Source organism: Burkholderia sp. AU27893 (assembly GCF_002223205.1).
GTDB lineage: Bacteria > Pseudomonadota > Gammaproteobacteria > Burkholderiales > Burkholderiaceae > Burkholderia.
The window spans coordinates 952,172-974,552 of sequence record NZ_NKFD01000001.1 but is presented as its reverse complement, the minus strand read 5'-3'; the positions used below and the strand labels follow the sequence as shown (position 1 = coordinate 974,552).

General features: G+C 64.3%; 21 protein-coding genes. 4 read left to right on the top strand and 17 right to left on the bottom strand.

Annotated features, from left to right (window positions below; all coding sequences use genetic code 11):
- The first annotated feature begins 86 nt into the window (after window positions 1–86).
- The gene (locus CFB47_RS04495) at window positions 87–2,462 is read left to right on the top strand and encodes a glycosyltransferase (protein ID WP_089455717.1); all 2,376 of its coding nucleotides are present in this window, start codon (window positions 87–89) and stop codon (window positions 2,460–2,462) included.
- 116 nt (window positions 2,463–2,578) lie between these two features.
- Window positions 2,579–3,247, top strand: coding sequence for an acetyltransferase (locus CFB47_RS04490; protein ID WP_089455716.1), 669 nt, complete (start codon window positions 2,579–2,581; stop codon window positions 3,245–3,247).
- A 36-nt stretch (window positions 3,248–3,283) separates the two neighbouring features.
- Here CFB47_RS04490 and CFB47_RS04485 read toward each other — a convergent pair whose 3' ends face one another.
- Together CFB47_RS04485 and CFB47_RS04480 are read right to left on the bottom strand one after the other, a co-directional pair.
- On the bottom strand, window positions 3,284–5,254 hold the full coding sequence (locus CFB47_RS04485; protein ID WP_089460518.1) for a glycosyltransferase family 2 protein: 1,971 nt from the start codon (window positions 5,252–5,254) through the stop codon (window positions 3,284–3,286).
- Window positions 5,244–6,203: a glycosyltransferase family 4 protein gene (locus tag CFB47_RS04480; protein WP_256940842.1), complete on the bottom strand. Its 960-nt coding sequence runs from the start codon at window positions 6,201–6,203 to the stop codon at window positions 5,244–5,246. The genes CFB47_RS04485 and CFB47_RS04480 overlap by 11 nt, the downstream gene beginning before the upstream one ends.
- Here CFB47_RS04480 and CFB47_RS41635 point away from each other — a divergent pair.
- A complete protein-coding gene (locus tag CFB47_RS41635; RefSeq protein ID WP_256946647.1) occupies window positions 6,198–6,614 on the top strand; it encodes a hypothetical protein in 417 nt (138 codons plus the stop codon). The two genes, CFB47_RS04480 and CFB47_RS41635, sit on opposite strands and share 6 nt — an antisense overlap.
- A 29-nt stretch (window positions 6,615–6,643) precedes the next feature.
- On the opposite strand, the gene CFB47_RS04475 is transcribed toward CFB47_RS41635, so the two are convergent.
- The 8 genes from CFB47_RS04475 to rfbB all read right to left on the bottom strand — a co-directional run bounded on the left by CFB47_RS04475 (window position 6,644) and on the right by rfbB (window position 14,744).
- The gene (locus CFB47_RS04475; RefSeq protein ID WP_089455713.1) at window positions 6,644–7,954 is read right to left on the bottom strand and encodes a glycosyltransferase; all 1,311 of its coding nucleotides are present in this window, start codon (window positions 7,952–7,954) and stop codon (window positions 6,644–6,646) included.
- On the bottom strand, window positions 7,941–9,086 hold the full coding sequence (locus tag CFB47_RS04470) for a DegT/DnrJ/EryC1/StrS aminotransferase family protein (RefSeq protein WP_089460517.1): 1,146 nt from the start codon (window positions 9,084–9,086) through the stop codon (window positions 7,941–7,943). The genes CFB47_RS04475 and CFB47_RS04470 overlap by 14 nt, the downstream gene beginning before the upstream one ends.
- A 79-nt stretch (window positions 9,087–9,165) precedes the next feature.
- Entirely contained in the window at window positions 9,166–10,479 is a 1,314-nt protein-coding gene (locus CFB47_RS04465; RefSeq protein ID WP_089439378.1) for an ABC transporter ATP-binding protein, read from the bottom strand.
- A complete protein-coding gene (locus CFB47_RS04460; RefSeq protein WP_089455712.1) occupies window positions 10,469–11,275 on the bottom strand; it encodes an ABC transporter permease in 807 nt (268 codons plus the stop codon). The genes CFB47_RS04465 and CFB47_RS04460 overlap by 11 nt, the downstream gene beginning before the upstream one ends.
- Window positions 11,276–11,351: 76 nt before the next feature.
- A complete protein-coding gene (gene rfbD / locus CFB47_RS04455; protein WP_089439376.1) occupies window positions 11,352–12,248 on the bottom strand; it encodes a dTDP-4-dehydrorhamnose reductase in 897 nt (298 codons plus the stop codon).
- Window positions 12,245–12,793, bottom strand: a complete 549-nt coding sequence (gene rfbC / locus CFB47_RS04450; RefSeq protein WP_089460516.1) for a dTDP-4-dehydrorhamnose 3,5-epimerase — start codon at window positions 12,791–12,793, stop codon at window positions 12,245–12,247. Before rfbC ends, rfbD begins: the two co-directional genes overlap by 4 nt.
- Window positions 12,778–13,671, bottom strand: coding sequence for a glucose-1-phosphate thymidylyltransferase RfbA (rfbA, locus tag CFB47_RS04445; RefSeq protein WP_089439374.1), 894 nt, complete (start codon window positions 13,669–13,671; stop codon window positions 12,778–12,780). Before rfbA ends, rfbC begins: the two co-directional genes overlap by 16 nt.
- A gap of 11 nt (window positions 13,672–13,682) precedes the next feature.
- Window positions 13,683–14,744, bottom strand: coding sequence for a dTDP-glucose 4,6-dehydratase (rfbB, locus tag CFB47_RS04440; RefSeq protein WP_089455709.1), 1,062 nt, complete (start codon window positions 14,742–14,744; stop codon window positions 13,683–13,685).
- 338 nt (window positions 14,745–15,082) lie between these two features.
- Here rfbB and CFB47_RS04435 point away from each other — a divergent pair, with 338 nt between their 5' ends.
- Window positions 15,083–15,922: a symmetrical bis(5'-nucleosyl)-tetraphosphatase gene (locus tag CFB47_RS04435; RefSeq protein WP_089460515.1), complete on the top strand. Its 840-nt coding sequence runs from the start codon at window positions 15,083–15,085 to the stop codon at window positions 15,920–15,922.
- 32 nt (window positions 15,923–15,954) lie between these two features.
- Here the strand turns inward: CFB47_RS04435 and CFB47_RS04430 are convergent, their stop codons facing one another.
- The 7 genes from CFB47_RS04430 to CFB47_RS04400 all read right to left on the bottom strand — a co-directional run bounded on the left by CFB47_RS04430 (window position 15,955) and on the right by CFB47_RS04400 (window position 22,289).
- Complete coding sequence (locus CFB47_RS04430; RefSeq protein ID WP_089460514.1) at window positions 15,955–16,812, bottom strand: 1-acyl-sn-glycerol-3-phosphate acyltransferase; 858 nt, start codon at window positions 16,810–16,812, stop codon at window positions 15,955–15,957.
- Between the two features lie 19 nt (window positions 16,813–16,831).
- Window positions 16,832–18,112 (bottom strand): dihydroorotase, encoded by a 1,281-nt coding sequence (locus CFB47_RS04425; protein WP_089460513.1) that lies wholly within the window; start codon window positions 18,110–18,112, stop codon window positions 16,832–16,834.
- Window positions 18,113–18,164: 52 nt separating this feature from the next.
- Entirely contained in the window at window positions 18,165–19,196 is a 1,032-nt protein-coding gene (locus CFB47_RS04420; protein ID WP_006476735.1) for an aspartate carbamoyltransferase catalytic subunit, read from the bottom strand.
- A 73-nt stretch (window positions 19,197–19,269) separates the two neighbouring features.
- The gene (gene pyrR / locus CFB47_RS04415) at window positions 19,270–19,782 is read right to left on the bottom strand and encodes a bifunctional pyr operon transcriptional regulator/uracil phosphoribosyltransferase PyrR (RefSeq protein WP_039361132.1); all 513 of its coding nucleotides are present in this window, start codon (window positions 19,780–19,782) and stop codon (window positions 19,270–19,272) included.
- A complete protein-coding gene (gene ruvX / locus CFB47_RS04410; RefSeq protein ID WP_011351144.1) occupies window positions 19,769–20,218 on the bottom strand; it encodes a Holliday junction resolvase RuvX in 450 nt (149 codons plus the stop codon). Before ruvX ends, pyrR begins: the two co-directional genes overlap by 14 nt.
- Window positions 20,215–20,793, bottom strand: coding sequence for a YqgE/AlgH family protein (locus CFB47_RS04405; protein ID WP_011351143.1), 579 nt, complete (start codon window positions 20,791–20,793; stop codon window positions 20,215–20,217). The genes ruvX and CFB47_RS04405 overlap by 4 nt, the downstream gene beginning before the upstream one ends.
- A gap of 194 nt (window positions 20,794–20,987) precedes the next feature.
- On the bottom strand, window positions 20,988–22,289 hold the full coding sequence (locus CFB47_RS04400; protein WP_089460512.1) for a hypothetical protein: 1,302 nt from the start codon (window positions 22,287–22,289) through the stop codon (window positions 20,988–20,990).
- Between the last annotated feature and the right edge of the window lie 92 nt (window positions 22,290–22,381).

Sequence of the window (22,381 nt, the reverse complement as noted above, 5' to 3'; positions counted from 1 at the left end):
TGCCCGCCGCCCCGGCGGGCGCCGAAACGCCAAATGCTTCTGTATATAATGCGTGACCTCGATACGCATCCGGCCAGTTGCACCCTATGTTTGATATTTCGGTGATTCTCAACGCCCACAATGAGGGCGGCATCATCAACCGGACGTTGCGGTCCCTGACTGAAGCGGCAGACTTCGCAAGAGCCCGCGGTATCACCCTGGAAATTGTCGTCGTCCTCGATAACCCGAACGAAGCAACCCGTTCCGTCATCGCGTCGGCGGACTTCTCCAGTTTCGATGGAGTCCAGACGATCGAGGTATCGAACCGGTCGCTGGGCTTGAGCCGAAACTCCGGTTGCGCAATTGCACAAGGCGAATATTTCGCCACGGCCGACGCCGACGATCTCGTGTCGTTCAATTTCTTCGTCGAAGCGCTGGCAGCTGCCAAGCGGTACGGCAATGACGCACTACTGTTCCCGCAGTACCTGATCGCATTCGGTTCGATGTACTTCATTACCGAGTATGGCGAAGCGGACCTGATGCCGTTCCTGCTTGCTGACATCCATCCGTACGTGTCGCGCGTATTCTTCCATCGCTCGACATTCGATCGTCTCAAGTACGTTCACTGCGACACGCAACGCGGCCACGCATTCGAAGACTGGCACTTCAATTCATGTGCGATCGCGCTCGGGATGAAGGCGCACTACATCCCCGATACGGTTCTGTACTACCGTCAGCGGCAGCAAAGCATCATGGCTGCCGCGCGTAATCAGAGCGTCGAACTCGAGACGCCGGACACCGACCTGTTCGACCCGGACGTCTACCTTCGTGTGTTTGCCGACGACTATCGTGCGTATCGCGCCGGCGAACGTGCGTTGCCGCCGTGGTACGACGTCAAGCAGAAGTTCCTCGGCAGCCGGATGCTGTCGGATATGACTGAAGCCGCCAACCGGATCGATCCTGCCGTCGATACGCTGTCGCTGCGGCACGGCAGCCAGACGAGCGCTATTTGGTCGACGCCCGAGCCCTCCGCGGTCTACTACGAAATGTGCGAAGCCATTCGCGACGCCGGACCGATCACGGACGTGTTCCTGATTCCGTTTCTGCCCGCCGGCGGCGCGGAGCGCTACGTTCTCGACGTGATGAACGGCCTGCTGGCATGCGGCGCGTCGAAACGGATCCTCGTGCTGTCCGGCGAGCCGATGGAAAAGCATGCGTGGCTGTCGCGCCTTCCCGACGCAGCGATCTTCATCGACGTCGCGGTGCTCGGCAAGGATCTCGACGATCGTCAACGCGATCGCATCACCGCACGCCTGATTCGCGCGGCGGCGCCCGACGCCCGGCTGCACATTCGCGCGTGCGTGTTTTCTCATCGCATGCTGAGCCGCCATTTCGCGCAATTCAGCGGACGCGATGTCACGTACTACCGTTTCTGCGACACGCGCGTCTACGAAGACGACGTCTCGATCATTTCGGGCGGCGCGGTCGAGTTTCTGACGAACAACATCCAGCACATCACACGGATCGTCACCGACAACGAACAGACGGTCATCGACGACAAGTTCATCTTCGGTGCCAGCGCGTCCCGCTGGATCAATCTTCCCGCGCTGCTGCACGGCATCAAGGAGCCGACGATTCATGCGACGCCGCGACGACGCCTGCTGTGGGCGTCGCGGCTGGACGGCCAGAAGCGGCCGCAACTGGCCGTCGCGCTGTCCAAGTACTTCGCGCAGAGCGACACCGGCATCACGCTCGACCTGTATGGCGGCATCACGCCAGGATTCGAAATCGACCTGTCCGGTGCAAATTACAAAGGGCCGTTTTCAGCATTCGCGGATCTTCCGCTGCACGAGTACGACGCCCTCGTCTATACGTCGTGGTTCGACGGATTGCCGAACGTGATTCTCGAAGCCATGGGCTCGGGACTCCCGGTCATCGCACCGAACATCGGCGGCATCGGCGAAGCCGTGCTCGACGGTCAGACCGGCATGCTCATCGAGGCATCCAACGACATCGACGAAGCCGTCGACGCGTATCGAGTGGCCATCGAGCGCTTGTACGCACAACCCGATCTGCTCGGAGCGCTGTCGAAGCGCGCTTCCGACTACGTTCACGACAAGCACGGCGACGCACAGTACGTCGCGAACATTCAGCGGATATTCGGTATGAACGCCTCCCACCAAGAATCCCGTCAGCCTGCCCAGGTGCCCGCCAATCAAGCCGCTTCGTCCGCGGAAAACCAGGAAGAACTGCGTCGACTGAGACGGGAACTCGCAGACGCGCGCGCAAAGCTGCTCGTTCATGCGCGCGAGGCCGATATCCTCAGGAACGAGTCGGTCGAACTGCGGCAGTACGCGAACCAGTGGGTCGCGTTTCAGCGCGCGCGGATTTTCATCATCTATCGCGCGTATCTGCGCCTTCACCGGATTCCGGTACTCGGCCCGCTGCTGCGGGCGATCATGCGGCCGTTTACAGGAAAGTGATCCCCAGTCCGTCCCGCCGCCATACCGAGCAAACCGGATGCGCCACCCCGGATAATGAGGTTGCCCGCCAGGTATCGCTACCGTTAGACTGCCCCCCATTCAGACCGGAGTGAATGATGGAGCGAATCGCTATTTACGGGTGCGGCGGGTTCGGGCGCGAGATCCTGCCGCTGGCACGACAACATCAAGCCCGGACCGGTGCTGGTTCGGCATCCGGAATCGTCTTCGTCTCCGACACGCCGTCGGAAATCGGCACCGTCCAGAACGGCGTCGAAGTCATTTCCTTCGATGCCCTCATCACGCCGGCGCATCGCGACCGCGCGGTCGTCGTGTCGCTCGGTTCGTCCGCGGCCCGCCGCACGCTGGTCCAGCGCTGCGAAAGCGAAGGCCTCGCGTTCGGCTCGCTGACTTCCGGTTCGCATGTGTCGCTCGACAACGTCGAGATCGGCGAGGGCGCGGTGTTCTGCGATTTCTCGATGTGCACATCGGATATCAGGATCGGCCGCCATTTCCAGTGCAACATCTACAGCTACGTCGCCCACGACTGTGTGATCGGTGATTTTGTGACTTTCGCTCCGCGCGTCGCCTGCAACGGCCGGATCGTGATCGAAGACGATGCGTATATTGGCACAGGCGCGGTGCTGAAGCAGGGCACGCCCGACAAACCTTTGACGATCGGCAAGGGCGCGGTGATCGGTATGGGGGCCGTCGTGACTAAGGACGTACCACCGGGCGTGACCGTCGTCGGCAACCCAGCCGCACCGATGGTGAAACGTCCGGCCTGAGCCGGACGAGGCGCACGCCGTGGCGTACCGCTCCGGTCAGTCAGGCCGCTCCTGTCCGTGAGCGACCATTACACCGGGCTGCACATATCCGAGCAAGCCTGCGTAGGTTTCGGCACTCGTCCACGTGATGCGGTCGAAGTACGAATTGAATTCCCGCAGGAAATTGAGCACGGGGGGCGGCGCATCCGCCGCGACGAACATCTCGCATCGCCGCCCCTGCCGCCACGCTTCCTTCAGTTGAGCTATCGACGGCATCGATTTCGCGTCGCTCGAAAACTGCACGGCCGGCCCGGTTCGATCGCGCCCGCCACAGAGCCATCTGGTGGCAAACCGCCGGCGCACGATATTGGTCTTCCTGAACTGGCCGACGCTGTCCGACGACGTGACGGATCGCGTATGGATCCGATGCCGATAGAGCGGCTCATGCAGGTAATGGAAACTGCCGAATTCCGCGATCTTCAGCGCCAGTTCCCAATCCTGGATCCCGGAATACGCGTCGATCGAACCACCTGACTGCAGATATGCATCGCGTCGAATGACCTTCAGATGCGACGCGACCATGCCGTCGAGCAGATCTTCCTTGATGCCCTCGTCGCTCCTGAACGCAATAGCCGGATACCCGCCGTAGTCGGCCCGCCGGATTTCGTTGCCACTTTCGTCGATGTCGAATCGGTCCGTGAACAGGTAATCGCACGGCTGCCCCTGCGTCACGACCTGCACGACACGGGACAGCGCGCCCGGCGCCAAAGCATCGTCACAATCGACGAACGCAATGTATTCTCCGGCCGCCTGCGCGACCGCCTCGTTCTGCGTACGCGAAATACCCTTGTTCTCGCTGTTGAGTACAATCCGCACGTTCGGGTGAGTTCCCTGCAGCGCACGCAGCAGCGCCGTCGTACGCGCATCGGGAGAACAATCGTCGACGCAGATGATCTCGAATGCGACGTCCTGCTGCTCGATTACGGACAGCAGGCAACCATCGATATAGTCGAAATGGTTGTATGCGGGGATCACGACACTGATCAGCGGCGTCTCCGACACGGGCATCTTCGCAATAGCCGCCTGCAGGCGCGCGAGCTTCTGCGCGTGCAGATCGACTGGAACGACCGGCGACGCGGCAGCGCCCGATCCGGCTGCACGCGGGTGGCCGCGCAACTGCGCGATTTCCTCTGCGTACGCAGGGTGCTTCCGATAGAAATTCTCGAACCAGTCGACCGCAGACTCGAAAAACGCCGGCTCGCGCGCGGACACCATCGCATCGATCTTCGCAGCCGCGTGCAGCCAGCTCTTGCCCATCTTCACATAGGACCGGCGCATGCTTTGCGCGTGCTGCCGGTAGATCGCGTTGTGTGCGTTGATATAGGCCATACGTGCGCCGCGCGCACTCAGGCCGCACCAGAACAGCCAGTCTTCCTTGGCGCGCGCGGATGTATCGAACGGCGCATCCAGCAACACGGCGCGGCGGAACAGTGCACAATGAATCGGGATCGCGAAGCCTCGCTCCCATTTGTACAGAAAATCGGACAGCACGAGCGCCGAATGTGCGATTGCCTCGTCATGCTTCGAAAAGACCGAGCGGGAATCGTCACACAACAGGAAGTTGGACACCGATACGTCGAGCGCATTCGCCACCTGGAAATGCGCAACCTGCAAGTCGAGCTTCGGCGGAACGATGAGGTCGTCCGCGTCCAGCAATTGCACGAATTCGCCGTTCGCAGCGGCAATACCCGTGTTGCGCGCGCCCGAAAGCCCCGCGTTCTGCTGCGAAATCACCCGTACTGCGGGCGACAGCGCTTCCGCCGCGCGCAAGTGAATATCGGTCCGGGATGCCGTGCTGCCGTCGTCGACGACGATGATCTCCAACGGCCCGCGGTATGCGTCGAGCACCGACGAGATAGACTCATTCAGATACTGCGCCTGATTGAAACAGGGGATTACCACCGATACGAGCGGCAACGACAAATCACGCGAGTCGTCCGTGCCCGATTCCTTCCGGTCAGATCCCATAACCTTCCAACTCCTTGACGTGCTCGACGAACCGCTGCCACGTATGTCGCCCGTCGATCAGCTCGACGAGCGCGCGTGCGCGCGCTTCGACTTCCTGCGAATTCGAAATGACTGACTCCATCGCCGCGCGATAATCGGCGACATCCGGCTTCTCCGACAGCAGATATCCGGTCGAATCCGATATCAGCTCGCCCACGCCGCCGACCGACGGTGCGATGATCGGTACGCCCAACGTCCCGATTTCAAGCAGGATGTTCGGCATGCCTTCCCATTTCGACGTGAAGATGAAGCCGGTGTACGCACGATCACGCATCAGCTCTTCCGGGGACGTGAACGGCCCCATCAGATGCAGGTTCGCGAGATCGGGAAGCTGCTCGCTGACATTCACTACGGCCTGGCCGTAAACGTAGAAATCGATGTGCGGGCACGCCCGCACTAGCGCCAGCAGCAGGTCGACGCGCTTTTCCTTGTCGAGTCTCCCAGCCCACAGAAACGCCGGTCGACGCCCCGCCAGATCCTGCCCGCGGCTCGCGATGCGCGCGAGCGCCCGGGCCTTCCACCCGGCGGTCGCCATGCGGCTGGGGTTGTACACGGCGCGCAGCTTGTCGCCCTGCTGCCCGAGGCTGTACTCGGCGCGTGCATCGGTCACGAAGCGCTGGTTGTCGGACAGCAGCGCAGTCAGCGCCGGCAACCCCGGTTGCAAGAAATAGGCCGCATAGCCTATCTTGCTCTTGCCGTCCTCGGCGAACTGGAACGCGAAAATGCTGGCGAACAGGCGCGTGATTTCCTTGAGCTGCCGCCCTTGCGCGATGATCGCGTTCCACGCAACCTCGCTGTTGATGTTGTGGAATACGGCAGGCCGGATCGCCAGCAGCATGTCGTACAGCAGCGCCTGCTTCAGCGCGTACGAATCGTCGCGCGTGAAATCGCGCAGGACGACCACATGCACACCGTCGATCCACGCAACGCGTTCGTCGACCAGATCGCGATCGGCAACGACGAGCAGGATCTGACGGTCGGGATGGAGCTCGCGGAGTGCTTTCGAGAAATTGAGCGCGACATTCTCCGCGCCTCCCGTTCCAAGGAACGGCACGGCAATGATATGGCTGACATTTCTCACGCCACGCTGCGCGAGGTCGAGCATCAGGTGTTGCAGGCGCGACTCACGCGCGTGGTCGAGCAACACCTCACGCGTGACGGCAGACCGCAGCGCCTGACGAATCGACGTGCCGTGGCGCAACGACGTGATGACCGGCGAAATGGCCTTGCGGACGCGCCACTTCGCCTCCTGGCTCAACGGCAGGCGATGATAGACGCGTTGTGCAAAGTACAGAAGATGCTGGTATCGCGGCATGGTTAGATATCTTGAATCATTCGCGGGGGCATGGGCTATCGGCTCAGGCGCCGGTACAGATTATCCGCCTTGCCCCAGATGGTGCCCCTGACACGATCGAGTTCCGTCTGCGCGTCAGCCAGGCTGGCAGTGAGCCGCCCTTCCCGGTCGGCTGCGGCACGCAACTCCGCTTTCGCGTGCTCGAGTTCCGTGGCGACACGTTCGTGCTCTGCACGCACCTGATCCAGTTCGGCAAGCGCACGGTCGCGCTCACCTCGAATCAGCAGTTGAAACGTCGCGGCGCCTGCAGCCGCCTGCGCGTTCGCCGCCGGTGCCGGCGCCGAACCATCGTACTCGCCCTCCGGCTTCGACAAACGCTCGCGAACGGCGGCAAAAGCCTGCGGCGACCACCCGGACGCGAGTCTCGTGACGAACGCGGTCAGTTCGCCATTGAAGAACAGATGCGGCGGAATCCTGAACGTGTCCTCGTGACGGTCGTACACGCGCAGCATCTCGATCAGCTCCAGGAACCGCCGCCAGTCGCCGTCAATCTCGAAGAAGCGCCCGACGAACGACTCCATGCTCTTGCGGAGCAGGTCGAAGCGCTCGATCCGCTCGAGGTACGGATGCACGACGCCGCCGGAGATATCCGCATACTCCCACATCAGCGCATCGCGATTGCGGTGCGTCACGTTGCCACCGTGCGCACGGTAAAGGAGGAGCGCGTCCTTCATCACATGAAACCGGGCGCCACCGGCAAGCGAACGCAGCCAGAAATCCCAGTCCGGCGAGTAGGTCAGGTCCTCCCGGAAAAAGCCGATCCGGTCGTGCGTGGACCTCCTGATCAGCACGGTCGAATGGCACAGGTGGTTCTCCCACACCCAGCTGTCGGGCGCGTTCAGGTCGAGATCCTGATTGAACCACGGCGCATAAAAGCATTTGTCGGGGTCGACCGGCTGGCTCGATGCATCGATTTCCGCCATGAAGCTGCCGCAGATATCGACATCCGGATGGGCGTCCATGAACGCAACCTGCGCCGCAAGCTTCTCGGGCACGAACACGTCGTCAGAATCCAGGCTCGCGATGAATTCACCGGACGCGAGACGCAGCGCCGTGTTGTACGCCGCGCACGCGCCCTGGTTGCGCTCCTGGCGCACCGCGCGAATCCGCGGATCATCGAACTGCTGGATGACCTCCCAGGAATCGTCTGTCGAACAGTCGTCGACAATGATCAGCTCCCACGACGCGTACGTCTGGGACAGCACCGACCGGATCGTCTCCCCGATGAATCTGCCGTAGTTGTAAGACGTCGTGAGAACGCTGACACGCGGCCGCGAATCCCCGATCGAATAATTATTGTTTGCCATTGCAGATGTATTGAATGATGTCGACGATGCGATTCGCCCCGTCTTCCCCAATCTCGCCGTACAGCGGCAACGCGAGTACTTCACGCGACACTCGCGTCGCAACCGGCAAGCGCCCGGGATCGGCGCTCGGCAGCGCGCGATAGCAATTGTGCTCACTACATAGCGGGTAGAAATAGCGCCGCGAAAATACGTTGAACTGCTTCAGCGTGTCGTACAACCGGTCGCGCGACACGCCGCATGCCTGTGCGTTCACGCGCACGATGAAATACTGCATGCTGTGGCCAACGTTCGGAGGCAGGCGGAAGCATGTGATGCCGGGAATCTCGTCCAGGCGACTCAGGTAAACCTGTGCAACGCGCTGCCGCGCGGCATGCTCCGCGTCGTAATGGGCAAGATTGACGAGACCCAGTGCCGCCTGTACTTCGTTCATCTTGCCATTCGTACCCGGCATGATGACTTCGGTCTCGTTCAAGATTCCGAAATTCTTAAGCAGATCGACGCGCCGCTTCATCGCCTCGTCAGCCATTGCCAGCCCGCCGCCCTCGGCCGAGTGAAACAGCTTCGTCGCGTGGAAGCTGTACATCGTCGCATCGCCGAACTCGGCGACCGGCTTGCCGTCGATTTCCGTGCCGAATGCGTGCGCGCCGTCGTAGAGCACTTTGACACCGTACTGCTCACGAATGCGCTCAAAAGCCTTCACGTCGCACGGCATCCCATACACGTGCACGCCGAGCACACCCGTCGTGCGCGGCGTGATCAGCGCTTCGGCCACGGCAGGGTCAATGGTCAGCGTTTCCTCGTCGATGTCGCAAAACACCGGCGTCACGTTGTTCCAGTGCAGCACATGCGGCGTCGCGGGAAACGTGAACGGCGTCGTAATGACTTCACCGGCGAGCCGCAGCGCCTGGCAGGCGACGAGCAACGCGCTCGTCCCGTTGTTGAAAAGCGAGAAGTGCCGTGCACCGAGCCGCTTCGCGAGCGCCGCCTCCAGCTCAACGTGCTTCGCACCGCCATTCGTCAGCCAGGCGCTGTCCCAGATGTCTTCCAACTGCGACGTGAACTCGCCAAGCGGCGGCAACATCGGTTTCGTCACATAGATCGGACTGGCGAAACCATCCGGCTTTTGTCTCATAGGGCGCTCCTGATTGATTCCTCGTGCGGATCCGCACGCGCCGGCCCCGGCGCCGGATCCACTACCGGCCAACGCTGCGTCAGGCCACCGTCTTCGACAACAGCCGCGTCTGGACCTTGTTGTCGAAATGTACGGCGCCATAAAGCGGCAGATAGGTGCCGCGCGAGACGTTGAATTGCACGGCGATCGGCACATGATCGCACGTGTCGACCTGGCCAATGCTCAGGTCGGTCGGCACTGATGTGGCCGCGCTGATGCTGTAATCGCCGCCGCGCAGCGATACCTTGAACGTCCAGTCGACCACGTGGACTTCACCCGCATGCACGTCGTACAAATGCGCGTGCTCGAGGCCGGTGTCCGAGTACGCGATATCGAAACCGTTCTTGTCGCGCAGGTGATAGCCGAATGCCAGCAGCGGCAGATCTTCCTCGACGCTCACGATCATTCTCAACGTCACGGTGTCGCCGTAGGTAACCTGGCGTGTCGCGCGTCCCTGTTCGTTCAACAACTGCACGTTGACGAAGCTTGCGCGGCCATTGCGGATCCGCTGGAACGCCGCCTGCTTCTGGAATTCGTCCGCGCCGTCGTTGAGATCGGCATCGAGCTCGGCGATCTGCGTCGACGGCGCCTCGTCGTCGGCAATCACGTGCTGCTTCTTGCGGACATAAGACGAGTAATACGACTCGATCACATGGTCCGTCGATCCGACAGCAAGCATGTTGCCGTGATCGAGCAGGATCGCGCGGTTGCACAGCGCCTTCACCGAACCGGGGTCGTGGCTGACGAACAGCAGCGTCGTGCCCCGATCCATCAGCTTCTTCATCACGGCCATGCACTTCGCCTGGAACAGCGCGTCACCGACCGACAGCGCCTCGTCGACGATCAGGATGTCCGGATTGACGTGGATCGCGACCGAGAATGCGAGGCGCACGTACATGCCCGACGAGTACGTCTTCAGCGGCTGGTTGACGAAATCGCCGATCTCGGAGAAATCGACGATGGCCGGATACTTCTCTTCCAGCTCTTCCTCGCTCATCCCGAGAATCTGGCCGTACAGCATCACGTTTTCGCGACCGGTGAACTCGGGATTGAATCCCGACCCGAGTTCGAGCAGCGCGGCAACCTTGCCGTTCGTTTCGACTGTGCCGGCGCTCGGCGCGAGCGTCCCAGAGATCACCTGGAGCAGCGTGGACTTTCCCGAGCCGTTGTGACCGACAATCCCCACGGTCTCGCCGCGCGCGATATCGAACGAGACATCGCGCAACGCCCAGAACTCCCGGTAATACTGCTTGCGGGAGCCGAACAGCATCTGCATCAGGCGTGCACGCGGGTTATCGTAAATATGAAAGACCTTGCTCAGATCCTTCACGCTGACTGCAAGATCAGAGGACATCTGCGAATCCTTTCCGCGTGCGATTAAACCATTGGTAGCCCAGTACCGCGACGCCGATACTGACGATCATCATCACCGACACACCGGTCCAGCTCGGCACGGTTCCAAAGATCACGACGTTGCGGCTTTGCTCGATGACGAACGCGATCGGATTCATTCCGACGATATGCTGGTAACTGGCCGGCAGTGAGCTCACCGGATAAAACACCGGCGTCAAGAACATCAGCACCGTCGTCACGAGCCCGATCGACTGGCCGATGTCCTGGATGAACACGCCCAGCGACGCCAGGAACCAGCAGACACCGAGGGTGAACAGGATGAACGGCAAGACGATCAGCGGGAAATACAGGATCGTGAGATGCACCTGGAAACCCAGCACGAGCATCGCGAGCACCAGCACGCAGAAGCTGATCGCGGCATGGAACAGCGCGACGAGCAGCGCGACGACAGGCAGCACCTCGAGCGGAAACACGACCTTCTTCACGTAGTTCGCGTTACTGATGATCAGTGATGGCGCACGGTTCACGGCTTCCGAGAACACCTGGAACATGATCATCCCGACGAACAGCACGACTGCAAATTCCGTCTTCGAATCAGATCCGGTATTCCAGCGTGCCTTGAAAATCACGCTGAACACAAACGTGTAGACGGTCAGCAGCAACAACGGGTTGAAGAACGACCACAGCAGGCCGAGCACCGAGCCGCGATATCGGCCGACCACTTCGCGGCGCGCCATTTGGAGGATCAGGCGGCGATGCCGCCAGATAGGAAGTGATGGTTGAATGATTTCCCGCATGACAATCTCTAGCTAAACCATGCCGCACGAACGACTCGGCATGTAGTGTGATGTGCGCCGCCCGGACCGGGCAGCATCAGGCATCGAACAGTTCCGCGAGGACGAGCGCAAGCCCGTCCGACCACTGCGGTCGGTGCAATCCGAAACGCTCGTCGAACCGCGTGTTGTCGAGCACCGAGAAGGTCGGACGCGGCGTCTTCGCCGGATACTCGGCTGCGGGGATCGGCTTCACTTCCCGGACAGACAGGCCTGTCTGTGGGGACAGGCTTCTGGCGCCGGCAAAAATGGCTTCCGCGAACGCGTGCCAGGTCGTCGAGCCCTGCGCCGTCATGTGATAGAGGCCGCTCGCGAACGATTCCGCCCGCCGCTCGACGAGCGCTTTCGCCGCCGCGTGCGCGGTCAGGTCCGCAATCATGCGTGCGCTCGTCGGCGCGCCGAACTGATCGCTGACGACCGACAGCGTCTCGCGACTCGCACCCAGCCGAAGCATCGTGCGCAAGAAATTCTGGCCGCGCGACGCGTAGACCCACGACGTGCGGAACACGAGCCAGTCTCCGCCGGCGTCGGCGATCGCCTGTTCGCCGGCCAGCTTGCTCGCACCGTAAGCGTTCAGCGGGCGCACGTCGTCGCTCTCGGCATACGGCGTTCGCTTGCTCCCGTCGAACACATAGTCGGTCGAGAAGTGGATCAGCAACGCGCCACACTTCCGCGCGGCGCGCGCGAGCGCGCCCGCCGCATCGCGATTGATTGCAAATGCAGTGTCGGGCTCGTCCTCGGCGCGATCCACCGCGGTATACGCAGCCGCATTGACCACGAGATCGGGCGCGAGCGCGTCGACATATGCAGCGACGGCCGCCGCATCGCCGAGATCAACGACTTGACGTGTCGCGGCTACCACCTCGCCCAGCGGTTGCAGCGCACGCACGAGCTCCCATCCGACCTGCCCGTTCGCCCCCGTCACGAGAATCTTCATGCGTAGGTCTCCAGATCCGCCAGCACGGTACCGGCGAGATCCTTCGGTGCGATCACCGGAGCGCCGTCGAGCGGCCAGTCGATGCCAACGTGTGTGTCGTTCCACAGCAGCACGCGCTCGAATTCGGGATACCAGAAATCGGTCGTCTTGTATTGAAACGTCGCCGCCTCGGACATCACCAGAAAGCCGTGCGCAAATCCGGCAGGCACCCACATCTGCAGGTGATTTTCCGCGGACAGAACGCTGCCGACCCATTTGCCGAACGTCGGCGAAGAACGACGCAGATCGACGGCGACGTCGAACACCTTGCCTTCGACGACGCGGACCAGCTTGCCCTGCGCATGACGGACCTGATAATGCATCCCGCGCAGCACGGACTTGACCGAGCGCGACTCGTTGTCCTGAACGAACTCGACATCCGCAACCTGCTCACGGAATTCCCGCTGATTGAAGCTCTCGAAGAAATACCCGCGAGCGTCGCCGAAGACCTTGGGCTCGATCAGCTTGACGTCTGGAATTGCCGTGGAAGTTACCGTGATTGCCATAGAATCTTGTCCGTCAGTAGGTTCTTCAGATATTGCCCGTACGCGTTCTTGGCAAGAGGCGCGGCAAGCGTCAGCAGGCGCTCGGCATCGATCCAGCCCATTCGGTAAGCAATCTCCTCGGGGCATGCGACCACGAGGCCCTGGCGCTTCTGCAGGGTCGCGATGAAAGCTGCAGCCTCCATCAGCGAATCGTGCGTGCCCGTGTCAAGCCATGCGTAGCCGCGCCCCATGATCTCCACCTGCAGCTTCCCTGCCGCGAGATAACGGGAATTGACGTCGGTGATTTCGAGCTCGCCGCGCGCTGACGGCTTGATGTCGGCCGCAATGTCGCACACGTCGTTGTCGTAGAAATAGAGGCCAGTCACGGCGTAGCGGGAGCGCGGCTGGGCCGGCTTCTCCTCGATCGACATCGCGCGCATCTGGTCGTCGAATTCGACGATGCCGTAGCGCTCCGGATCCTGCACGTGATAGGCAAAGACGGTCGCGCTTTCGGTACGCCCATTCGCCGCGTGAAGCTGCTTCGCGAGATCGTGACCGTGGAAGATGTTGTCGCCGAGAACCAGTGCGCTCGGATCGTTGCCGATGAAGTCCCGCCCGATGATGAACGCCTGCGCGAGCCCGTCGGGCGACGGCTGAACCGCGTACTGCAGGTTCATCCCCCACTTCGAGCCGTCGCCCAGCAACGCCTCGAAGCGCGGCGTGTCCGCCGGCGTCGAAATGACCAGCACGTCGCGAATGCCCGCGAGCATCAACGTCGAAAGCGGGTAGTAAATCATCGGCTTGTCGTACACCGGCAGTAGCTGCTTCGACACCGAGTGGGTAATCGGGTACAGCCGCGTGCCCGAGCCGCCGGCGAGAATAATGCCTTTACGTGCCATCGATCAGCCCCTCACGTGCGTTGCGCATAGTTCGTTTCGACCCACTTGCGGTAATCGCCGGACGCGACCTCGTCCACCCATACCTGATTGTCGAGATACCAGCGCACGGTTTTCGCGAGCCCCGTCTCGAACGTCTCGGCCGGCTTCCAGCCGAGCTCGCGCTCGAGCTTGCGCGCATCGATCGCGTAGCGGCGGTCATGGCCGGGACGATCCTTCACATAGGTGATCTGGTCGCGATACGATCCCGTCGCCTTCGGCCGCGCCGCGTCGAGCAGATCACAGAGCGTGTGCACGACGTCGAGGTTCTTCTTCTCGTTCCAGCCGCCGATGTTGTACGTCTCGCCCGGCACGCCGCGCGCAAGCACTTCGCGGATCGCGCTGCAGTGGTCGCCGACGTACAGCCAGTCGCGCACGTTCTGGCCATCGCCGTAGACCGGCAACGGCTTGCCCGCGAGCGCGTTCGCGATCATCAGCGGAATCAGCTTCTCCGGGAACTGGTACGGGCCGTAGTTGTTCGAGCAGTTCGTCGTGAGCGTCGGCAGACCGTACGTGTGGTGATACGCACGCACCAGGTGGTCGGAGCCGGCCTTCGTCGCCGAATAGGGGCTGTTCGGGGCGTAAGGCGTCGTTTCCGAGAACTGGGGATCGGTCGCGGACAGCGACCCGAACACCTCGTCGGTCGACACGTGCAGGAAGCGGAACGCCTCCTTGTCCGCATCGTTTAGGCCGTTCCAGTGCGAGCGTGCCGCTTCGAGCAGCGTAAACGTACCGACGACATTGGTCTGCACGAAATCGGCCGGCCCGTGGATCGAACGATCGACGTGACTCTCGGCCGCAAAGTGGATCACTGCGCGCGGCTTGTGCTCGGCAAACAGCGCGTCGAGTGCCGCACGATCGCAGATATCGACACGAGCGAACACATGATCCGGATTCCCGTCGAGCGGCGCCAGCGTACGCAGGTTGCCCGCATAGGTCAGCTTGTCGACGTTGAGCACGGCCTCATCGGACACATCCATCCAGTCGAGTACAAAATTGGCACCGATAAAACCCGCGCCGCCGGTAACCAGGATCATGAAACACCCTCTAATAATAATGTGCGGCGCGCCTGGCAGGCGCTCATCGCACTTCTTGTCATGTCACAGTGGCCAAGTCTCGGCCGATCAGGCCCGGCATTTTAACCGGTCGCCATACGAGCAAAGTCACGAGATGTTAATTTCGGAGTGAAAATGTCAATTATAGGAATCCAGCCGGTGCCAACTCCATGCTGCTAACAACTTGATACAGCGCGAGGCCCTTTGCGCCACGAAAAATAGCATGCCTGGCGGGCCGCCCGATGTGGATCAGCCGTTGCGCCAACGTATATTCATACGATTTTCCCCAGTTCACCTCGTTTCGGTACGATCTGACCCTCATGCTTCCTGCCCCCATCGCCATCGGCGACATCCAAGGCTGTCATTCCGCTTTCCAGTCTTTACTCGAAAAGCTTTCAGCCCCCGCCGACACGCCGCTGTGGATCGCCGGCGACGTCGTCAACCGCGGCCCGGATTCCCTCGCCTCGCTGCGCGCACTCGTCGACCTCGGCCCGCGCGCGACGGTCGTGCTCGGCAATCACGACCTGCACCTGCTAGCGGTCTCCGCCGGCCTGCGCACCGAGCGCCCGGGCGACACCATCGGCGAGATCCTCGACGCGCCCGATGCCGATGCGCTGCTCGACTGGGTCCGCCACCGCCCGTTCGTGCATGCCGAGAACGGGATGCTGCTCGTCCATGCGGGTGTGCTGCCACAGTGGGATGCCACGCTCGTGCTCGAACTCGCCGACGAACTCCAGCGCGCGCTGCGCGCGCCCGACTGGCGCGACACGCTGCAGAAGCTGTACGGCAACGAGCCGAATCAATGGAGCCCTGATCTGAAGAAACGTGACCGGATGCGCGTCGCGTTCAACGCGTTCACGCGCGTGCGCTTCTGCACGCCCGACGGTGCGATGGACTTCAAGGCGAACGGCGGCCCCGACAGCGCGCCGCCCGGCTACCTGCCGTGGTTCGACGTACCGGGGCGCCGCACCGAGGACGTGACGATCGTGTTCGGCCACTGGGCCGCGCTCGGCCTGATGGTGCGCGAGAACGTCGTCGCGCTCGATTCGGGGTGTGTGTGGGGTAACCAGCTGTCGGCCGTACAGCTGACGGCCGATCCGGCGCAGCGCACGGTCACGCAGGTGCAGTGCGATGCGTGCCGCGCGCCGGGCGGCGAGTGATTAAAGGCTGATTCGCGTCGCCGGGAAGCGCGTCACCCCTCTCGCCCCGGCACCGGTGCGTCGGTCGCCTCATGCCCAGCCGCGCCGGCACCAACCTCGGTCGCCGGATACGCATGCTTCTGCAATTCCGCGAGCGACTCGGCCGTCGGTTTGCCAACCTTCGCCTGCAACTTCACGAGCGCAGCCCCGATCGCATCACGCGCCGCCGCAGACGTCGCCCGCCGGTCGCCGCCCGGTGCAATCGGTTCACACACATAAAGGTGCGCGACGAGCGGCCCGCCGCGCAACACCATGTCGAGCGACGTGCCCAGCGCCAGTTCGCCCGTATAGGCCGGCGCAACCGACTGCCGCCCCTGCGCATCCTCGTACATCAGGCAGATCGGCTGCACCGCGCAGCCGGCCGACACCGCGGCCTGGAACAGGTTCGCGTGGAACGGCAGCAGTTCCTGCCCGTCGGTCGTCGTCCCTTCCGGGAACACGCACATCAGCCCGCCGTTGCGCAGGCGCTCGGCCATCTCGTGCATGACGCGCATCGCCTCGGTGCGCTTCTCGCGCTGCAGGAACACGGTGTCGAGCTTCTCGGCGAGCCAGCCGACCACCGGCCACTGCCGCACCTCGGCCTTCGACACGAACGGCGTCGGCCGCCACGCGTTGACCGTGTAGATGTCGAGCCACGACACGTGATTGCCGACCACGAGCGCACTCGCGTCGAGCCGCGCGCTGTCGTTATGGACGACGAGACGCATCCCGCAGATCCGCAGCAGCTTGAGCGACCAGCGGCGTATCAGCTCGGCGCGGCGCGCCGGCGTGACGTGCGAGAAACGCAGCGCGACGATCACCATGCCGCGCAACAGGTGGAAAACGAGACGCAGCTTGCGAAGGGCAATCATGGCGATAGTCCGGCGTGGTTCAGTGGCGCTCGAACGCAATCTGCCCGGCCACGAGCGTCGCGCGCACGGTGGCCGGCAGTTCGTAGCCGAGGAACGGCGAGTTGTGGCCCTGGCTCTTCAGCGCACGCGGCTCGACGCGCCAATGGGCGCGCGGGTCGAACACGCACAGGTCGGCCGCACCGCCTTCGGTGAGGCGGCCAGCCGGCAGCTTCAGCACGTCAGCCGGCGCGGACGTGATGCGGCGCAGCGCCTGCGCGAGCGGCGTACGCGTCTCCTCGGCCCACTTCAGCGTCAGCGACAGCAGCAGTTCGAGCCCGGTCGCGCCCGGCGTCGCTTCGCCGAACGGCAACAGCTTCTCGTCGTCGTCGACCGGCGTGTGGTCGGAGCAGATCGCATCGATCGTGCCGTCGGCGAGCGCCACGCGAATCGCTTCGCGGTCGCGCTCGCTGCGCAGCGGCGGATCGAGCCGGAACTGCGAATCGAAGTAGCCGATGTCGACGTCGATCAGGTGCACGTGATTCACACCGACGTCGCAGGTCACGGGCAGCCCCTCGGCCTTCGCCTCGCGCACGAGCGCGAGGCCGGCCGCCGACGACAACCGCGCGAGGTGCACGCGTGCACCCGTCACGCGCATCAGTTCGAAAATCGTGTGCAGCGCGATCGTCTCGGCCGCGACCGGCACGCCGGACAGCCCGAGCCGCGACGCCAGCGCGCCGCTCGCGGCGACACCGCCGCGGCCGATGAACGCGTCTTGCGGGCGCAGCCACGTGGTGTAGCCGTAGGTGCTCGCGTACTGCAGCGCGCGCAGCAGCACCTGCGTGTCGCGCACCGGCACGTTGGCGTGCGTGAAGCCGACACAGCCGGACTCGGTCAGCGCGACCATCTCGGTGATCACCTCGCCCTTGAGGCCGACCGTCAGCGCGCCGAGCGGGTGCACGTTCGCCTGGTGCAGGTTGCGCGCACGGAACTTGAGCATCTCGACGAGGCCCGGCTCGTCCAGCACGGGGTCGGTATCCGGCGGGCACACGAGGGTCGTGACACCGCCCGCGACGGCCGCGGCCATCTCGGACGCAAGCGTCGCCTTGTGCTCGTAGCCGGGCTCGCGCAGCCGCGAGCACAGGTCGACGAGGCCGGGCGCGACGATCATGCCCGCCGCGTCGATCGTGTTGTCCGCGTTGAAACCGGCCGGCGCCGCCGTGCCGAGCGCGGCGATCTTGCCGTCCGCGACGAATACGTCGGCCTGCTGCTCGGTGCCGGCGACCGGATCGATCAGCGTGCCGCCTTTGATATGAATCTTCATGCGCTGTCAGTGAATGCGTTGATTGCGTGAATAAGGATGCGCGAAAGCGGGCTCAGTCGCTGTTGCCGGCGACGATGCCCATCACCGCCATCCGCACGGCGATGCCGAACGTGACCTGGTTGAGGATCACCGACTGCGGGCCATCGGCGACCTGCGAATCGATCTCGACGCCGCGGTTCATCGGGCCGGGGTGCATCACGATCGCGTCGGGCGCGGCGAGCGCGAGGCGCTCGGGCGTCAGGCCCCAGGTCTTGAAGTATTCCTGCGCGGACGGCAGCAACGCGCCGCTCATCCGCTCGTTCTGCAGGCGCAGCATGATGATCACGTCGACGCCCTTCAGCCCTTCGTCGAGGTTGTGGAACACCTTCACGCCCATCTGTTCGAGGCCACCCGGCAGCAGCGTGCGCGGGCCGATCGCGCGCACTTCCGGCACGCCGAGCGTGGTGAGTGCATGGATGTCGGAGCGCGCGACACGCGAATGCAGGATGTCGCCGACGATCGCCACGCGCAGCTTCGTGAAGTCGCGCTTGTAGTGACGGATCGTGTACATGTCGAGCAGGCCCTGCGTCGGGTGCGCATGGCGGCCGTCGCCGGCGTTGATCACGTGCACGTGCGGTGCGCAGTGCTCGGCGATCAGGTACGGCGCGCCGCTCGACGCATGGCGCACGACGAACAGGTCGGCATGCATCGCCGACAGGTTGTTGATCGTGTCGAGCAGCGATTCGCCCTTGCTCGTCGACGATGCATTGATGTTCAGGTTCAGCACGTCGGCCGACAGGCGCGTCGCGGCGATCTCGAAGGTCGTGCGCGTGCGCGTCGAGTTCTCGAAGAACAGGTTGAACACGGACTTGCCGCGCAGCAGCGGCACCTTCTTCACTTCACGGTCCGTCACGCTGACGAACTGCTCGGCCGTATCGAGGATATGGTTGACGATCGAGCGCGGCAGGCCCTCGATCGACAGCAGGTGCTTCAGCTCGCCGTTTTTCGTGAGCTGCGGGTTGCCCTTCAGGAAGCCGTAGCGGAACCGGTCGGGGCTCGCGGCCGCGGCGGGATTGCCGGTGCGGCCAGTGGTGTCGGTGGTCATGGTGTGCGTGATTCCAACTATGCAAACGGGCCGCGGTGCAAACCAGCGGCCCGGGATACGGTTCGCGTGTCGTTCAGGCGCCGTGCGCCTCGACGCGCAGCGTGAACTGCGCATCGTCGCGTGCGAGCACGAGCGTCGCGCCGGCCGGCACGTCGAGCGCGCCGCCCGCAAAGCGCGCGGCGACCGGCAGCTCGCGGCCGCCGCGATCAGCGAGCACCGCGAGCTCGACCGCGGCCGGACGGCCATAGTCGAACAGCTCGTTGAGTGCCGCGCGCACGGTGCGCCCGGTAAACAGCACGTCGTCGACGAGCACGATGCGCGCGCCGTCGATCTCGAACGGCAGCGACGTCGGGCTGGCCTGGCTGTGCAGCCCCTTCTTCGCGTAATCGTCGCGGTGCAGCGCGACGTTCACGACGCCGAACGCGGGCGCACCGAGATCGCGCGCGAGGCGCTCGGCAAGCCATGCGCCGCCGCTGTGAATGCCGGCGAGCCGCGGGCCGCCCGGTTCGGCGAACGCCGTGCCGTACGCGGCGCGGATCTGGTCGAGCAGGACGCGGTAAAGCGCCTCGGCGTCAATGGTGCTCATGGTCGGACAATTGATCGAGATACTGTTGAAGGATGACGCGCGCGGCCTCGGCATCGAGCATCTCGGCCCGTGCGCGGCCGCGCACGTTGCGCTCGCGCAGCCCGGCCTCGGCCTCGACCGACGAATAGCGCTCGTCGACCCACGTGACGGGCAGCCCGAAGCGGCCGTTCAGCTGGTTGCCGAAGCGCTTCGCCTGCTGCGTCATGTCGTGCGGCGTGCCGTCCGGATGCATCGGCAGGCCGACGACGAGCGCGTCCGGCCGCCATTCGGCCAGCAGGTCGCCGACCGCCTTGAAGCGGTGTTCGCGGTTCAGGTTCTGGATCACGACGAGCGCACGGGCCGAGCGCGTCAGCGCATTGCCGACCGCGACGCCGATACGTTTTTCGCCGTAGTCGAACGCGAGGAGCGTCGCATCGCGCGCGCTCGCGCCACTCATGCGTGCCCTGCTTCGCCGGACAGCATCGACGAGCTGACGCCGAGCAGGCCGAGTGCAGCTTCGAAGCGCTCTTCGGCCGGCGTGTCGAACACGATGCGCGGATCGGCGGCGACCGTCAGCCAGCCGTTGCGGGAAATTTCTTCCTCGAGCTGCCCTGCCCCCCAGCCCGCATGGCCGAGCGTCAGCAGGAAGCGTTTCGGGCCGGTGCCCGTCGCGACCGCCTCGAGCACGTCCTTCGACGTGGTCATCTCCAGCCCACCCTCGACGGACATCGACGAGTTGTAGCTCGCGCCCTCCACCGGCTCGTGCAACACGAAACCGCGCTCGGTCTGGACCGGGCCGCCGAAGTACACCGGGATGTGCAGCAGCGGCTCGATGTCGAGCTTCAGGTCGATGCGGTTGAACAGCGATTCGAGGTCGATGTCGGTAGGACGATTGATGACGAGGCCGAGCGCACCGCGCTCGCTGTGATCGCAAAGATAGACCACCGTTCCCGAGAACGTCGGATCGGCCATGTTCGGCATGGCGATCAGGAACTGGTTGGTGAGATTGATGCGATCGGAAGGCTTTGACATGGTTTGAATTTTAGCAAAGACGTCGCGGCCTGACCGGGCCGCGATCAACAAGCAACGCCGCACCGCGCTGGCAACGGCGCGCACGGATCACACGGCACTCTAACACGCGCGCGGGCGCTGTCGGCAGCGTGTTGCGGACCCGCGCGGCAAGGGCCGCCGGCGCGTGTTCGTCCCCTTCTTCGTCCCCTCGTTCGTCAGGCCCGGCCGAGCGCCGCGCCGAGCGTGCCGGACGCCGCCGTGAGGTCCGGCGGCGCAACGCCGGCCGCAATCTTCAGCAGCGCCGCGCGCAGCATGTCGGACGCGTGGCCATGCGCATCGAGGCCGCCGTCGGCAAGCGGCACACCGTGCGCCGCACGCCGCCACGCGAGGCCAAGCGTGTCGGCCAGCAGCGCCGCGTGGCCGAGCCCGAGCGCGCACGCGGCCGTGCCGACCCGGTAGGCGGCGCCGGACGCATGCCACGCGGCACCCGCGTCGGCTCCGGCCGGATCGGCCGCGAGGTCGGCCATCGACGCATCGGCCGTCTGCAGGAAATCCTCATAGGCATGCGCATTGACCGTCACGACGCCGAGTGCGCGAGTCGGCGCGGCGGCAACTGCGTCGCGTTCGGCCCGGGCGGCATCGGCCTCCCACAGCGCTTCGGACGCCGGCGTGCCGGCGACGTGCCAGTCGACCGTCAATCCGTAGTCGTGCAGCACGTCGACGAGCGCGACATCCTCGGCCGCGGCGCCGAACAGCGCGAAATCGCGCCACAGCAGCGCCACCGTTTCCCGCACGAGTTCGGGCGGCGCACTGCGCCGGCCCTGCGCGTGCTCGCCGAGCAGCAGGTTCGTACGCGCGAGAAAGCGCTTCAGCTCGGGTGCGCCGCTGGCGCGCAGCGCGCGCACGCATGCGGCCGCGAGCCGCCAGAAATCGTATGGCTCGTCGCCGGCGAGCGCGGCCAGCATCGCATCGAGTTCGTCGAGTGCCGCGTCGGGTGCGCCGTGTTCCGCGCGCAGCACGCCAAGCAACGCCTGTTCGTAGCGGGCACGAATCCGGGTCGCGAACGCGTCGGGCAGCACACGCAGCGTGGCGGGCGGCACCGCGCGGCCGACGAGCGCGAGCGCGTCGAGCGGCGCCTGCGTGCGCAGGTCGGCGGCGCTTTGCGCACGCAAGGCACGGAAATGTTCGAAGAGAACCGGCGAGCAGGCGAGCTCGCGCAGGTTGTGGCGTGCGACGGCCGCGCGGAAATCGCGCAGCGCGGCACGCCAGCCGGCCGAGGTCGGCTCGGCGGCGACGAGCGGCACGGCGGCCGACAGCTGCCCCGCGAAACGCGCGGCCGGCAGCCAGCCGGCTTCCGCGAGCACGGCCGCAGCAGCGGACAGCGGTGCGGCCGCGTCGTCGCGATGCTCGAAAGCGTCGGCGGCCGCCGCAAGCCATGCGTCGGCCGCGCGCACGGCTCCGCCGCGCGGGTTGGGCTGTGCGTCAGGGTGGGGAACGTTCGCCGGTTCTGGCCTCATGGACACGCGCGCCTGTCATCGTCAAGTCGCTCGCGCGAGCCTCGACGCATGAGCGCCGGGTCGATGCGAGGCCTGAGCGGTGTGTCCGTGGG

Coding starts and splice junctions, on each gene's coding strand:
- rfbC (WP_089460516.1), bottom strand. CDS start 12,793: ATGGCAATCACGGTAACTTCCACGGCAATTCCAGACGTCAAGCTGATC.
- CFB47_RS04465 (WP_089439378.1), bottom strand. CDS start 10,479: ATGTCCTCTGATCTTGCAGTCAGCGTGAAGGATCTGAGCAAGGTCTTT.
- CFB47_RS04470 (WP_089460517.1), bottom strand. CDS start 9,086: ATGAGACAAAAGCCGGATGGTTTCGCCAGTCCGATCTATGTGACGAAA.
- pyrR (WP_039361132.1), bottom strand. CDS start 19,782: ATGAGCACCATTGACGCCGAGGCGCTTTACCGCGTCCTGCTCGACCAG.
- CFB47_RS04485 (WP_089460518.1), bottom strand. CDS start 5,254: ATGGGATCTGACCGGAAGGAATCGGGCACGGACGACTCGCGTGATTTG.
- CFB47_RS04425 (WP_089460513.1), bottom strand. CDS start 18,112: ATGAAGATTCATATCAAAGGCGGCACGCTGATCGATCCGGTCGCCGGC.
- CFB47_RS04405 (WP_011351143.1), bottom strand. CDS start 20,793: ATGTCAAAGCCTTCCGATCGCATCAATCTCACCAACCAGTTCCTGATC.
- CFB47_RS04495 (WP_089455717.1), top strand. CDS start 87: ATGTTTGATATTTCGGTGATTCTCAACGCCCACAATGAGGGCGGCATC.
- CFB47_RS04475 (WP_089455713.1), bottom strand. CDS start 7,954: ATGGCAAACAATAATTATTCGATCGGGGATTCGCGGCCGCGTGTCAGC.
- rfbA (WP_089439374.1), bottom strand. CDS start 13,671: ATGGCACGTAAAGGCATTATTCTCGCCGGCGGCTCGGGCACGCGGCTG.
- rfbD (WP_089439376.1), bottom strand. CDS start 12,248: ATGAAGATTCTCGTGACGGGGGCGAACGGGCAGGTCGGATGGGAGCTC.
- ruvX (WP_011351144.1), bottom strand. CDS start 20,218: ATGAGTGGCGCGAGCGCGCGCGATGCGACGCTCCTCGCGTTCGACTAC.
- CFB47_RS41635 (WP_256946647.1), top strand. CDS start 6,198: ATGCACACCGTCGATCCACGCAACGCGTTCGTCGACCAGATCGCGATC.
- CFB47_RS04430 (WP_089460514.1), bottom strand. CDS start 16,812: ATGATTGCCCTTCGCAAGCTGCGTCTCGTTTTCCACCTGTTGCGCGGC.
- CFB47_RS04420 (WP_006476735.1), bottom strand. CDS start 19,196: ATGACCACCGACACCACTGGCCGCACCGGCAATCCCGCCGCGGCCGCG.
- CFB47_RS04460 (WP_089455712.1), bottom strand. CDS start 11,275: ATGCGGGAAATCATTCAACCATCACTTCCTATCTGGCGGCATCGCCGC.
- CFB47_RS04400 (WP_089460512.1), bottom strand. CDS start 22,289: ATGAGGCCAGAACCGGCGAACGTTCCCCACCCTGACGCACAGCCCAAC.
- rfbB (WP_089455709.1), bottom strand. CDS start 14,744: ATGATCCTGGTTACCGGCGGCGCGGGTTTTATCGGTGCCAATTTTGTA.
- CFB47_RS04490 (WP_089455716.1), top strand. CDS start 2,579: ATGGAGCGAATCGCTATTTACGGGTGCGGCGGGTTCGGGCGCGAGATC.
- CFB47_RS04435 (WP_089460515.1), top strand. CDS start 15,083: ATGCTTCCTGCCCCCATCGCCATCGGCGACATCCAAGGCTGTCATTCC.